This window comes from Flavobacterium sp. WC2509, from assembly GCF_052683105.1.
The window spans coordinates 4,376,720-4,390,840 of sequence record NZ_JBQZFG010000001.1 but is presented as its reverse complement, the minus strand read 5'-3'; the positions used below and the strand labels follow the sequence as shown (position 1 = coordinate 4,390,840).

Sequence of the window (14,121 nt, the reverse complement as noted above, 5' to 3'; positions counted from 1 at the left end):
AATTGTAATTTTAAATAAACAATCACAATAAAATTCTTATATTTAAGTCCTATGTTTTTTCGATAAAAGCTTAATTATTAATCCGGGTTATCTTTTTATTTTATGGGTACTGTTATAACTTTTATGCATGTAGCATTTGTTGCCTTTGTAACGCTCTTTCCACCTGTTAATCCCGTTGGAACTTCTTTTATTATAGATCCTATGTTGGGAAAATTAAATCGAAAAGAACGGATTGCTGTAGCCAAAAAAATATCTTTTTATTGTTTTTGCATTTGTATTATATCTGTAATTATTGGCAGTTGGATTTTAAAATTATTTGGTCTTTCATTACCAATAGTTCAAGTTGGTGGTGGTTTAACGATTTGCAGTATGGGTTGGAATTTATTAAAATCGGATACTGCCACTTCAGACAAAGCAATTCAACCAGAAGATAAATTTTCAAAAATAGAAAAATCACTATTTTATCCTATTTCATTTCCTATGACTTGTGGAGCGGGAACGATTTCAGTACTATTGACGCTCAGTGCTTCAAATTCTTTTAAAAATATTGAGCAATATATATGGAATACAAGTGCATTACTAGTTGGGATAACAGCTATGATTTTTGTAATTTATATTTGTATTGCGAATACACATATTATATTAGAAAAAATTGGAGAAAGAGGACAACAAATTGTAAATAGATTGAGTGCATTTATTGTACTATGCGTTGGATTGCAAATTATTTGGGAAGGATTACAGTCACTCCTATCTCTAAAATAATTTTAAAAAGAAATTTTTAATTTTCTAATTAAACCTTCTTTAATTTTAAAAGTCTTAATTGTCAAGCTAAATCTTTTTTGGCTAAATATTAATACTTGTATGTACAAACGTTAAATAAAAATTAACACTTAGAATTTTAACACATCTAAAACTTAAATTTGTTCTTCTTAACCAAAGAAATTTTTCAACTTCACTTATAACCCTAAAACATGAAAATTAAAAACATTGTCTACGCCTTATTATTACTAGGATTTGTTGGATTTATAGGCTACAGAGTTACTTCTAATAATGCCAAAAAAAATGATTCGAAAGGAAAGGACGAAAAAGATAAACCAATCACTGTTACAGGAATTGTAATTCATCCTAAAACTTTTGATAATAATCTATCACTTTCAGGTTCTATCGAAGCCAATGAACAAATAGAAATTCATAGTGAAGTTTCAGGGATAGTTGAGGGAATTTATTTTAAAGAAGGTAGCAATGTAGCAAAAGGGCAACTATTATTTAAAGTAAATGATATAGAATTAAGAGCTCAATTGACTCAGGCAACTACTAAAGAAGGTTTAGCTGCTGAAAATGAAAGAAGAGCTAAATTATTATTACAAAAAGAAGCTATTAGTCAGGAAGAATATGATATTGCAAGAGCCGATTATAAATCAGCACAAGCTCAAAGCCAGTTAATAAGAGCACAAATTTCAAAAACATCTGTTCGCGCTCCGTTTTCAGGAAAAATTGGATTGCGTTCTATTTCTCCAGGAACTTATATAACTCCAACAATTTTAGTAGCAAAATTAGTTAATTCGGGAAAATTAAAAATTACTTTTTCTATTCCTGAAAAATATGCTTCTCAAGTAAGATCTGGTTCTACAATTGATTTTACAGTTTCAGAATCTGATAAAATCTATACCGCAAAAATATATGCTATTCAACCAGAAGTTGAAGTGGCTACCCGTACTTTACAAATTCGGGCTATTGCTGATAATATAGATGGTAACCTTTTCCCAGGAACTTTTGCAGATGTAAAATTACCTTTAACTATCATTAAAGATGCCATTGTAATTCCTTCAGAAGCAATTGTACCTGTACAAGAAGGTAAAAAAGTTTTTATTTCAAATATGGGCAAAGCCAAACAAATAATGGTAGATGCTAGTACTAGAACAGATGCTTCTATCTTGATTCTTTCAGGGTTAAAAGCTGGAGATACTTTGATCACAAGTGGAGTAATGTCTTTAAAAGATGAAGCCCCCATAAAGGTAAAAGTAAAATAGATTTTATTTTAAAGTACAAAGATTAAAGTATTAAATAGTAAGAAATCTAAAATCAAAAGTCTACACACGAGCCCATAGGGCGAACTGATGAAGTAATCTAAAATCTGCAATCTCAATGAGTTTATCAACTACAAGTATAAGGAGACCTGTTTTAACAATAGTACTCAATCTTTTAATTATATTATTCGGTTTTCTCGGATACACTTTTCTAGGTGTTAGAGAATTTCCTTCAATTGATCCGGCACAAGTTTCTATTAGAACGAATTATACAGGTGCCAATGCTGATATTATTGAATCTCAAATTACTGAGCCTCTTGAAAAAGCAGTAAACGCTATTGACGGAATTAGAAATATAACTTCATCTAGTAATCAGGGAAGCAGCACTATTACAATCGAATTTAATTTAGATAAAAACTTAGAAGAAGCTGCGAATGATGTTCGTGATAAAGTTTCGCAAGCTGTTAGAAGTTTGCCACAGGATATTGATGCACCACCTGTAGTTTCTAAAGCTGATGCGGATAGTGAATCTATTATTTCTATGACAGTTCAGAGTGACACCAGAAGCTCTTTAGAATTAAGTGATTATGCAGAAAATGTTATTTCACAGCGATTAGAAACTATTCCTGGTGTAAGTGGTGTTCAAATTTGGGGACAAAAACGCTATGCCATGCGTTTGTGGATTGATCCAATAAAATTAAATGCTTATAACTGTACTGTTTCGGATGTTAGAGATGCCTTGAATGCTCAAAATGTTGAATTACCATCTGGAAAATTAACTGGAAATAATACAGAATTGACTGTAAAAACAATCGGAAACCTTTCTAAACCAGAAGAGTTTAATAATATTATCATTCGTACAGACGGAGATAAAATTGTTCGTTTAAGTGATGTTGGTGGTGCCGAATTAGGTCCTGAAAACATCGAAACTTCATTGACATCGTCAGGACTTCCAATGATTGGTTTAGCTATTGTGCCAATGCCTGGAGCGAATTATTTAGATATTTCAAAAGAATTTTACAAAAAATATGAGGCTTTAAAAAAGGACTTACCGAAAGATATTAAACTTAATATTGCTTTAGATAATACTATTTTCGTAAAGAAATCGGTTCTTGAAGTAGCAGAAACATTAGGGATTTCTATTATTTTAGTAATTATTATTATTTATTTGTTTTTTAGAGATTGGGCAATTGCTTTCAGACCTCTAATTGATATTCCTGTTTCCTTAATTGCTACTTTTTTCATCATGTGGCTTTTTGGATTTTCGATTAATGTATTAACGCTTCTTGCTATTGTTCTCGCTACTGGTTTGGTGGTAGATGATGGTATTGTGGTTACTGAAAATATCTTTAAAAAAGTAGAAGAAGGCATGACGCCAATCGAAGCGGCTATCAAAGGATCAAACGAAATTTTTTATGCTGTAATCTCAATCTCAGTAACACTTGCAGCAGTATTTTTACCTGTAATTTTCTTAGAAGGTTTTGTGGGGCGACTCTTCCGGGAGTTTGGTGTTGTAATTGGAGCAGCGGTATTAATTTCAGCTTTTGTATCCTTGACTTTAACTCCGATGTTAAATGCCTATTTAATGAAAGGCGGTGAACAGAAAAAATCTAAGTTTTATATCAAAACCGAACCATTTTTTGTAAAATTAAATAGCGGTTATGCAGAAGCATTAGAAAAATTCATGCACAAAAAATGGATTAGTTTTCCAATTTTAATTGCTTGTTTTGGGTTGATTTATTTGTTTTTTACCATACTTCCAAAAGAAACTGCTCCATATGATGACCGTGGTTCGGTAACGATGCGTATGACCACTCCAGAAGGTTCTTCATATGAATACACCAACCGTTTTATGCAGGAAATATCAAAATTAGTTGATGATTCTATTCCTGAGAAAAAAATAAGTTTAGTAATTACCGCTGGAGGTTCTGGAGGTTCGGCAACAAATTCTGGTTTCATCAGACTTTCATTAAAAGGACTTGACGAAAGAAAAAAATCTCAAAAAGATATTGCTGATAAATTATCAAAATTGACAAAAAAATATCCAGATGCTAAAACATCGGTATTGCAACAAGCTACAATTGCTGTAAATAGACGTGGTGGCTTACCTATTCAGTATATTATTCAAGCTCCAACGTTTGAAAAACTTCGTGAAAAAATTCCAGTATTTATGGATGAAGTTGGTAAAAGCGATGTTTTCTCAATTACCGATGTGAACTTGAAGTTTAATAAACCCGAAATCAATGTTAGTATTGATCGTGCAAAAGCCGAAAGTCTTGGAATTTCGATCATGGATATTGCACAAACATTACAGCTTTCTTTAAGTGGTCAACGTTTTGGTTATTTCATTAAAAACGGAAAACAATATCAGGTTATTGGGCAATTTAATCAAAGAGACCGATCAAAACCGTTGGATTTAACTTCGATGTTTGTCAAAAACAAAAGGGGGGAATTAATTCAGATGGATAACGTTGTAAAAATAGAAGAGCAAAGTAATCCTCCTCAATTGTATCATAACAACCGTTATATGTCGGCAACGGTTTCTGCAGGTTTAGCTCCGGGCAAAAGTATTAGTGATGGTATTGATGCAATGAACGAAATTAAAGCCAAAGTACTTGACGATTCTTTTACCACAGATTTGGGCGGGGAATCACGAGATTTTGTCGAAAGTAGTTCGAATACTTCTTTCGCTTTTGGATTAGCTTTGTTATTAATTTTCTTGATCCTTGCCGCTCAATTTGAAAGTTTTATTGATCCATTTATTATCATTTTAACAGTGCCAATGGCGGTAGCAGGAGCTTTATTCTCACTTTGGTTATTCAACCAAACTTGGAATATTTTTAGCCAAATTGGAACCGTAATGCTTATTGGTTTGGTAACCAAGAATGGAATTTTGATAGTCGAATTTGCGAATCAATTGCGAGAGCAGGGAAAACCAAAATTAGAAGCAATTTTAGAAGCATCAGAAGCGCGTTTACGTCCGATTTTGATGACAAGTTTAGCTATTGCTTTGGGAGCATTGCCAATTGCAATGTCACTTGGAGCAGCTTCTACCAGTAGAATTGGTATGGGAGTTGTAATTGTGGGAGGAACTATTTTCTCTTTGGTTTTAACTCTTTTTGTAATTCCTGCTATTTATTTAATGTGGTCAAAAGCACGTAAACATTATCCTGAATTTGATCATATTGAAGAATATGAAAGAGACAGTAAATCGTAGATTCTTAATTTTGAAATAACTACTTAAGTTGTGAATTACTCTGTAAAGAATTGACAACCAATAATTCAATGTATGAAAACTAAAAATATAATAAAAAGTCTAGTTTTATTTTTGTTTTGTATCGCAAAAACTAGCGCGCAAGAAGTGCTAACTCTTGAAGATGCAATAAAAATTGCTTTAGAAAATAATTTTGAAATTAAAATTGCTAAAAACAATTTAAAAATAGAGGAAACAAATGTAGCTATTGGAAATGCAGGAATGCTTCCAAGTGCAACAGCTTCTATTGTAGATAATAATAGTATTCAAAATTCTTCTCAAACACGTCAAGACGGAACATCGACCTCATTAGACAATGCCAAAAATAATAGTTTGAATTATGGTGTTTCTTTGGATTGGACCATTTTTGATGGAATGAAAATGTTTGCTAAATACGATCAACTAAAAGAATTTCAAAATATGAGTGATACACAGTTGAAATTGACTATCCTTAATAAAGTTAGTAACGTAAACACGGTGTATTATGATTTGATACAAGAACAACAAAAATTAGCTGATTTGGATTCGACAATTGTTATTTCCAAAAAAAGACTTGAATTTATCCAAAATCGCTATACTATTGGAAAAAACTCAAAACTCGATGTCTTAAATGCTCAGGTTGATTTGAATACCGATCTTGGTAATTTAGTAAAAGAAAAGCAAGTATATGCTAATGCAAAAACACTTTTGAATCAGTTGATGGCTAGGGATTTAAAAACTGATTTTGTAGTTTCTGATAAAATTGAAGTGGATAGAAAATTACAATTGGATGCTTTAATGATACTTGCTGAAAAGCAAAATCCTGAATTGCTAATACAAATAATTAATAAAAAAATATCCGAATTAGAATTAAAACAAATCAAAGGCGAGCGCTATCCTACCGTTAAATTAAATACAGGTTACAATTTCAGTGATGCTCAATCAAGCCTTGGGTTTACATCTCAATCTTCTTCTCATGGTTTGAATTATGGCTTTTCAGCGTCTTTAAATTTATTTGACGGAAATGCACAAAACAGAAGTGAAAAAATTGCAAAAATGCAAATTGACAATTCTAAACTAGCAATTGATCAACAGTTAATTCAATTGAGAAGCAATTTAATTGTTGCTTTTCAACTGTATTTGACAAATTTAGATTTGATTGATTTAGAAGAAAATAATACTGCAATTGCTAAGCAAAATATTCAAATTACTGCTGATAAATTTAAAATTGGAACTATTACTTCTGTTGAATTTAGAGCAGCACAATTGAACTATATTAATTCTAGAATTCGTTTGAGTAACGCACAGTTTCAAGCCAAATTATCTGAAATAACCTTGAGAGAGTTAGCTGGTAATCTTAATTTTTAATTATTTTTGGTTAAAAAAAGAGAATGATATCATACAATCCTAAAATTTGGCTTACATATATTTTTCGTTTTCACAAATCAGATTCTTTTAGAGAACTATTGCCCTTTGTATTCCTGCTTGGAATTTATTCAGGAACTATTGCTTATTTAGAAATTGAATATTTTAAATTAGAGGAAACCAGTCATGTCAGAAATCTTTCGATTATACATACAACATTAGGTTTTGTAATCTCTTTATTATTAGCATACCGAATTAACTCTGCTTATGATCGCTGGTGGGAAGGGCGAAAATTATGGGGAGCTTTGGTTAATAACAGCCGTAATCTTGCCATCAAACTTTCAGTTATTTTGAAAGATGAAAAGGATTTGGCTTATTTCCGAAAATTAATTCCAAGTTACGCTTCAATGTTAAACAAACATTTGAAAGATGAAGAAACAAGCATGTTATTGTTTGAGGATATCGATTTAATCTTAAATCATCACAAGCACAGGCCTAATCAAATTGCTAAAATGTTATTCCAAAAAATTAATGATTTATATATTTCGCATAAAATAACAGGAGATCAATTAATTATTTTGAATAATGAAATTCAATCATTCACTGATATTTGCGGTGCTTGCGAGCGAATAAAAAACACTCCTATCCCCTATTCTTACAGTACATTTATCAAGAAATTTATTTTCGTTTTCGTTTTAACACTTCCTTATGCTTATGTATTTGCATTGGGATATTATGTTATTCCTGTAGTCTCTTTCATTTTTTATGTCTTGGCAAGTATCGAAATAATTTCTGAAGAAATTGAAGAACCTTTTGGTAACGATGACAATGATTTGCCAATAGAAAAAATTGCTCAAAATATAAAAAAGCACATTGAAGAAATTATTTAATTAAAATATTTTAAAGGTTGATTGTAAAATCAGCCTTTTTTATTTAATGAAATTATGGCTTTACTACAGAGGTGAAAACTGAATAATATTCACAGATATAAAAAACAAAAAATAGTTTTCAACTCCCACAAGCAATCCTTATATTTACATCCTTAAAAAAGACTAATTAAGTTACAATGAAAATATCTTACAACTGGTTAAAACAATTCATTAAAATAAATAATAGTTCAGAAGAAACAGCAGCATTACTTACCGATTTAGGACTTGAAGTAGAAATTGTTGATAAATACCAATCTATCAAAGGAGGATTAGAAGGTATTGTTGTTGGGCATGTATTAACTTGTGTACCACATCCTGATGCTGATCGTCTAAAAGTTACTACAGTTGATCTTGGCGACGGTGTTCCTTTACAAATTGTTTGTGGTGCCAGTAATGTTGAAGCTGGACAAAAAGTAGCTGTTGCAACTATTGGAACAGTTTTGTTTGATAAAGAAGGAGGATCATTTACCATAAAAAAAGGAAAAATCCGCGGACAAGATAGTCACGGAATGATTTGTGCCGAAGATGAATTAGGTCTGGGTGAAAGTCATGATGGAATTATGGTTTTAGACGCTTCAATTTCAGCAGGAACATTAGGCTCTACTGTTTTTAAAATAGAAAATGACGAAGTTTTTGAGATAGGCCTAACACCAAATCGTGCCGATGCAATGAGCCATTTTGGTACTGCTCGTGATTTAAGAGCTGGCTTAATTCAAAAAGGAATTAATGTTGAATTAATCACCCCTCCTGTTAGTAATTTTAGAGTTGATAAAAGAATTTTAAAAATAGATATTGATGTTAAAGACATTAAACTAGCACCTAGATATTGTGGTGTTACTATTTCAGGAATTACTGTTAAAGATTCTCCAGAATGGTTAAAAAATAGATTAAAAGCGATTGGTATCAATCCAAAAAATAATATAGTAGATGTTACCAATTATGTATTGCATGATTTAGGTCAGCCTCTACATGCTTTTGATGCTGCAATGATTAATGGCAAAATTATTGTGCAAACACTTCCTGCAGGAACTAAGTTTACCACTTTGGATGATGTTGAAAGAACGTTGCATGAAGAAGATTTAATGATTTGTGACGAAAAGGGACCATTATGTATTGCTGGAGTTTTTGGAGGACTAAAATCAGGAGTATCGGATAGAACTACTTCTATTTTCTTAGAAAGTGCTTATTTTAATCCAGTAAGTATTCGTAAATCAGCTAAAAGACATCAATTAAACACTGATGCTTCTTTTAGATTTGAAAGAGGAATCGACCCAACGCTTACCGAATATGCTTTAAAAAGGGCTGCTTTGTTAATTCAAGAAGTTGCTGGTGGTGAAATTACATCCGATATTGTAGATATTTACCAAAAGAAAATTGAAGATTTTTCAGTGTTTTTAAATTTTAAAAATGTTTCTAGAATTATTGGTCAAGAATTGCCAAGAGATACGATCAAACAAATTTTGGCCTCTTTAGAAATAAAAGTAAATAGTGTTTCAGATGCTGGTTTAGGATTAACAATTCCTGCTTATCGCGTTGATGTACAAAGAGAAATTGACGTAATTGAGGAAATTTTGAGAGTATATGGATATAATAATATTGTATTCTCTAAAAAATTGAATGCTACTGTATCTAATTCTCCTAGAAACGAAGATTATAAAATACAAAATATCGTTGCAAGCCAATTAAATTCTCAAGGATTTAATGAGATGATGGCCAATTCATTGACAACTGCATCTTATGTACAGCTTTCAGAAACTTTAAAAGAGGATTATAATGTTACAATGTTGAATCCTTTAAGTAGTGATTTGGCAACTATGCGTCAGTCATTATTATTCTCGGGATTAGAAGCTATATCGTATAATATAAACCGTAAAAATTCGGATTTAAAATTATTTGAATTTGGTAAGTCATATCATAAATTTCTTGCTGGATATGAGGAAATTAAGCATTTAACTTTATTTCAAACTGGAAATAGAAACCAAGAAAACTGGACTAATGCTCAAAAACCTTCTGATTTCTTTTTATTTAAAGGATATGTTGAAGCGATACTTTTGAGATTAGGGATTACTAATGCAAAAAGTGTAGCAGTTTCTTCTGATGTTTTCTCTGAAGGTATTGCTTTTGGAAAAGGAAATGATACTTTGGTTGAATTTGGTGTTGTTAAAAAATCAGTTTTGAAGCATTTCGGAATTAAACAAGAAGTTTTATTTGCAGATTTTAATTGGGCAATAGTTTTGAAATTAATGTCTAGTAAAATTAAATATACTGAAATACCTAAATATCCTGAAGTTAGAAGAGATTTAGCTCTATTAGTGGATCAAACTGTAACGTATGATACTATTTATACTATCGCACGACAAACTGAAAAATCATTATTAAAAGATGTCAATTTGTTTGATGTATATGAAGGTGCAAATTTACCAGAGGGTAAAAAATCGTATGCGTTAAGTTTTATTATTCAAGATAATTCAAAAACACTTGAAGATGCTCAGATTGATAAAATTATGAGTAAACTTCAAAAGAATTTTGAAACTGAACTCGGAGCAAGTTTGAGATAATAAAAACAATATTTATAAAAAAATCCAAAATCATTGATTTTGGATTTTTTTATTTTGGAATTTAGATCAATTATGATTTTGGCAAAAGTACTGCGTCAACAACATGAATTACCCCATTTGATTGATTTACATCAGCAATTGTAACTTCTGACATACCTCCTTTTTCATCAGTTAGATACAACCTTTTACCTTTCATCCAAGCGGTTAATGTGCCTCCGCTAACTGTTTTTAAAGTAGCTTTTCCATTACCCATTTTGATGGCTTTAGCAATATCTGCAGCACTCATCTTACCAGCCACTACATGATAGGTCAAAATAGTTTGCAACATTTTTAAATTTTCTGGTTTCAACAAAGTTTCAACTGTACCTTTTGGTAATTTGTCAAAAGCCGAGTTTGTTGGGGCAAAAACGGTGAATGGTCCTGATCCTTGTAAAGTTTCAACAAGTCCAGCAGCTTTTACAGCAGCTACTAAAGTGGTATGGTCTTTTGAATTGACCGCATTTTCAATAATGTTTTTTGATGGATACATTGCTGCTCCACCAACCATAACTGATTTTTGAGCAAAAGTTGTAGCTCCAAATACTAATGCAAATAATGCAACTGATAAAAATTTTCTAGTTTTCATAATTTTACTAATTAAAGATTGTTTAAAAGCATTTACGCAATTACCATTCTTTTGGTTTTAAAAAAAGTATTTTTTTATTTTTTACAGAGTCCTTTAAAACATAAACTAATGATTATCAGTATTAATTACAATTGAAAAAAGAATAAAAACAGTATAAAAATTACCAATAATTGCAAAAAAAAAGCCCTGAATGAATCAGGACTTTCCAATTTCGAATAATTAAGAATTATTGTTTTATAAATTCTTAATAACAAACTCACTTCTTCTATTTAGCTCATGTTGTTCTTCATCACATGAATCTTCTGGAATACATTTTACTATTGGAACTGATTCTCCATATCCTTTGGCTTGAATTCTTTTTTTGGGAATTCCTTGTTCCAAAATATAATTTCTAGTTGCATCAGCTCTATTCTGAGAAAGATTCTCATTAAATTTTATAGTACCACGATTGTCAGTATGTGAACCAATTTCAACGACCATTTCTGGGTATTTTTTCATTAATTCAACCACACGGTTTAGAATTTTTTTAGATTCTTTTCGAATATACCACATGTTGTAATCAAAATAAATTGGATCCGTTTTGATAATTAATCGATCTTTATCTTTTACGACATCTTTTTCAGCTGCAACTATAGCAGCAGTTCTCTCTTTTTTCTTTACAATTGTTGCTTCTTTTTCTATTTTATCAGCAGCTATTTTGTCTTTTTTCAATTGTTTAATTGCTGCTAATTCCGCTAATCTTTTCGTTTCAAGAGCATTTGCATCTGCAATTTTTTGTTCTTGTAATGCAATTGCATCTGCTTTTCTTTTTTGTTCAAGAGCTACTAATTCTGCAGCCTTTAATTTTTCTGCAGCTAATTGTTGCTCTTTTTTAATTAGCTCTTGCGATCTAATTTCCATTGAGCCATCATTAATTTTATTTCTTTCTGCCGAAATAGTAAATGATTTTGAATTTTCAGTGTAATTTTCTTTGGTTACAAATAATGAATATCTAGTTTCACATGCAATTGAAAAACTAAATTTTCCATCAATTGCAGTCAGTACCGTTTCAAGTTCTTGATTGTTGCTGTTTTTTAAAATGACTTTTGCATTTTCTAAAGCAAGATGCGAATCTGCGTCGGTAATAATTCCAGCAATATATTGTTTGCAATCTTCTATAATCAGGTCTTTGGTCTCTTTCAAAGAATAGATATCATCTTTCCCCTTGCCTCCTGGTCTATCCGAAGAAAAGTAACCCTCTTTCGTGTCTGAGTCAATGTAAAAGGCAAAATCATCATAACCAGAATTTACAGGAAGTCCAACATTTAAAGCTTTAGAAAAAGAATTGCTTTGAATATCAGAAACAAAAATATCCATTGCTCCATAACCTTCACGCCCATTGGAAGAAAAATAGAGTTTGTTATCTTTTGAAACAAATGGAAATTGTTCTCTTTTTGAAGTATTGATACTCGAACCTAAATTCATTGGTAAACCATATGTTAAACCTTCAATAGAAACACTAAAAATATCAAAAGATCCTTTTGTACCTGGCATATCAGAGGCAAAATATAATGTTTTTTCGTCAAGACTTAAAGCAGGATGTTCTACTGAATAACTAGCGCTATTGAACGGTAATGATACTATATTTGTCCATTTATTATGAAGTAATTCAGCTCTAAAAATTTGAATGTTTGAAATTTTATTAGTGTCCTTTCCTCTTTTACCATTATTGTAATTATTTCTAGTAAAATACATAGTTTTACCATCTTTTGTAAAAATAGCATTTGATTCGTGCATTGGTGATTTCAAATCCTTTGAAAAATAAGTCACAATTGAATCCTTTGCATTTATATTTTTTATTGGAATTTTTACTAAATTAAGATAGCCTTCGTTATTCCACTTATAGGTTTTATCTAAGATATTAGGCTTCTTTTTTACAGCAGCAAATACTAAACTACTATCCAAAACTACTCCTCCAAATTCAGAATTTTGTGTATTTAAAGCTAAATTTTCGATTTTAAATCTTTCTCCGATAGCACTAACATTACTCAGGTTTTTAATATCGGCGTCTAATTTTTCAATAGCTGAATTGTTATTTGAAGCCTGATAATAATTTCTCATGACAGTGTTAGCTTTAGCATATTCTCCTTTAGCTTTTAATGTTTGAGTATATCTAAAATAAAAGTCTTCATCTAATTCTTTGCTTTTACTTTGAATTAAAAGAGAATATTGTGCTTGTGCTTTATCGTATTGACTAGTATAATAATAACAATCACCTAAATTTTTAATTACATCAGTCGTTTGACTTTTAAGACTGATTTTTTCATATAAAGGGATTGCTTCGCTATAATACGTTTTATCGAATAAGCGATTTGCCCTTGCCAAATCCTGTGGTTGTAATTGAGCTTGTGCAAATTGGATTGTAAATACAACTAGGAGTATATATATTCTTTTCATATTTACTTTTTTAGAAGAATCTAGGTGATTTATTATATCCTTTACCTAATAAATCCAAATTATACAATAATACTATTTCGTGTGATCCCGAATTAAATTCGCTTAGATTAGAAGTTGTATAGTCATAGGAATAACCTACCCTTAAATTTGGAGTTACATTTACGTTCATTAGTACACTTACGGCATCATCAAATCGGTAAGCAGCTCCTAGTTCGAACTTTTCATTATATAACACATTAGCGGTTAAATCTACTGATACGGGCGCTCCTTTTACAAATATAGCCATAGCGGCTGGCTTTAGTTTAAAAGATTCATTGATGTCAAAAACATAACCTCCTGTTAAATAAGTGTGAGCTTTTTGAGTACCAAAAGAATTGATTCCTGAGCCAGATGAGTTTATATGATCCGTAGAAAGTATGTTTGGAATAGACAGTCCTACATAATAGTTATCTGTAAAATAGTAAGCTCCTGCTCCAATATTTGGTACTGTTTCATTTGTATTTTCAGCAAATGCTAAATCTGTAGTAACATCACCGCTATTTAATTGAAAACCATTAAAATTTGTGCTTATAGTAGAAAATCCAGCTTTTAAACCAAAGGAAAGCTTTTGTGTTTCATCCAATTGAAGTACATAAGCAAAATCTGCAAAAACATTAGTTTCTTTTTTGGTTCCATCACCAATATCATCTGAAACTAATGATATTCCAGTTTCTACTTTTTCATTAATAGGAGTATGAGCAAATAAAGTCATTGTTTTTGGCGCTCCTTTAATTCCAGCCCATTGATAACGATACAAGCTTCCTAAATTTAGAATTGCTGGTGTAGCTGTTGCATAAGCTGGATTTATTACGCTCATATTACTCATATATTGTGTAAAATGAGGTGCTTGTTGAGCTGTAGCCTTTAGTATGAAAAGGAAAAAAAACACAAAAAGTATTATTTTTTTCAT

9 protein-coding genes are annotated in these 14,121 nt (G+C 31.0%); 6 read left to right on the top strand and 3 right to left on the bottom strand.

The genetic code is table 11. The features are described from left to right. Positions 1–123: 123 nt before the first annotated feature. From ACUN3A_RS18120 to pheT, 6 genes are all read left to right on the top strand, one after another. The gene (locus ACUN3A_RS18120; RefSeq protein WP_445552692.1) at positions 124–762 is read left to right on the top strand and encodes a MarC family protein; all 639 of its coding nucleotides are present in this window, start codon (positions 124–126) and stop codon (positions 760–762) included. Positions 763–971: 209 nt separating this feature from the next. Beyond that, positions 972–2,030 (top strand): efflux RND transporter periplasmic adaptor subunit, encoded by a 1,059-nt coding sequence (locus ACUN3A_RS18115; RefSeq protein ID WP_445552691.1) that lies wholly within the window; start codon positions 972–974, stop codon positions 2,028–2,030. A 115-nt stretch (positions 2,031–2,145) separates the two neighbouring features. Further along, positions 2,146–5,244: an efflux RND transporter permease subunit gene (locus tag ACUN3A_RS18110; RefSeq protein WP_445552690.1), complete on the top strand. Its 3,099-nt coding sequence runs from the start codon at positions 2,146–2,148 to the stop codon at positions 5,242–5,244. 72 nt (positions 5,245–5,316) lie between these two features. Next, on the top strand, positions 5,317–6,627 hold the full coding sequence (locus ACUN3A_RS18105; protein ID WP_445552689.1) for a TolC family protein: 1,311 nt from the start codon (positions 5,317–5,319) through the stop codon (positions 6,625–6,627). 23 nt (positions 6,628–6,650) lie between these two features. Beyond that, on the top strand, positions 6,651–7,514 hold the full coding sequence (locus tag ACUN3A_RS18100; protein WP_445552688.1) for a bestrophin family protein: 864 nt from the start codon (positions 6,651–6,653) through the stop codon (positions 7,512–7,514). Positions 7,515–7,690: 176 nt separating this feature from the next. Further along, a complete protein-coding gene (gene pheT, locus ACUN3A_RS18095) occupies positions 7,691–10,111 on the top strand; it encodes a phenylalanine--tRNA ligase subunit beta (RefSeq protein WP_445552687.1) in 2,421 nt (806 codons plus the stop codon). Between the two features lie 70 nt (positions 10,112–10,181). Here pheT and ACUN3A_RS18090 read toward each other — a convergent pair whose 3' ends face one another. The 3 genes from ACUN3A_RS18090 to ACUN3A_RS18080 all read right to left on the bottom strand — a co-directional run bounded on the left by ACUN3A_RS18090 (position 10,182) and on the right by ACUN3A_RS18080 (position 14,121). Next, on the bottom strand, positions 10,182–10,736 hold the full coding sequence (locus ACUN3A_RS18090; protein WP_445552686.1) for a fasciclin domain-containing protein: 555 nt from the start codon (positions 10,734–10,736) through the stop codon (positions 10,182–10,184). 234 nt (positions 10,737–10,970) lie between these two features. Next, positions 10,971–13,172, bottom strand: coding sequence for an OmpA family protein (locus ACUN3A_RS18085; protein ID WP_445552685.1), 2,202 nt, complete (start codon positions 13,170–13,172; stop codon positions 10,971–10,973). Positions 13,173–13,182: 10 nt separating this feature from the next. After that, a complete protein-coding gene (locus tag ACUN3A_RS18080; RefSeq protein WP_445552684.1) occupies positions 13,183–14,121 on the bottom strand; it encodes a PorP/SprF family type IX secretion system membrane protein in 939 nt (312 codons plus the stop codon).

Bases quoted from the DNA above. Each gene is read 5' to 3' on its own strand.
- ACUN3A_RS18120 (WP_445552692.1), top strand. From the start codon at position 124: ATGCATGTAGCATTTGTTGCCTTTGTAACGCTCTTTCCACCTGTTAAT.
- ACUN3A_RS18115 (WP_445552691.1), top strand. From the start codon at position 972: ATGAAAATTAAAAACATTGTCTACGCCTTATTATTACTAGGATTTGTT.
- ACUN3A_RS18110 (WP_445552690.1), top strand. From the start codon at position 2,146: ATGAGTTTATCAACTACAAGTATAAGGAGACCTGTTTTAACAATAGTA.
- ACUN3A_RS18105 (WP_445552689.1), top strand. From the start codon at position 5,317: ATGAAAACTAAAAATATAATAAAAAGTCTAGTTTTATTTTTGTTTTGT.
- ACUN3A_RS18100 (WP_445552688.1), top strand. From the start codon at position 6,651: ATGATATCATACAATCCTAAAATTTGGCTTACATATATTTTTCGTTTT.
- pheT (WP_445552687.1), top strand. From the start codon at position 7,691: ATGAAAATATCTTACAACTGGTTAAAACAATTCATTAAAATAAATAAT.
- ACUN3A_RS18090 (WP_445552686.1), bottom strand. From the start codon at position 10,736: ATGAAAACTAGAAAATTTTTATCAGTTGCATTATTTGCATTAGTATTT.
- ACUN3A_RS18085 (WP_445552685.1), bottom strand. From the start codon at position 13,172: ATGAAAAGAATATATATACTCCTAGTTGTATTTACAATCCAATTTGCA.
- ACUN3A_RS18080 (WP_445552684.1), bottom strand. From the start codon at position 14,121: ATGAAAAAAATAATACTTTTTGTGTTTTTTTTCCTTTTCATACTAAAG.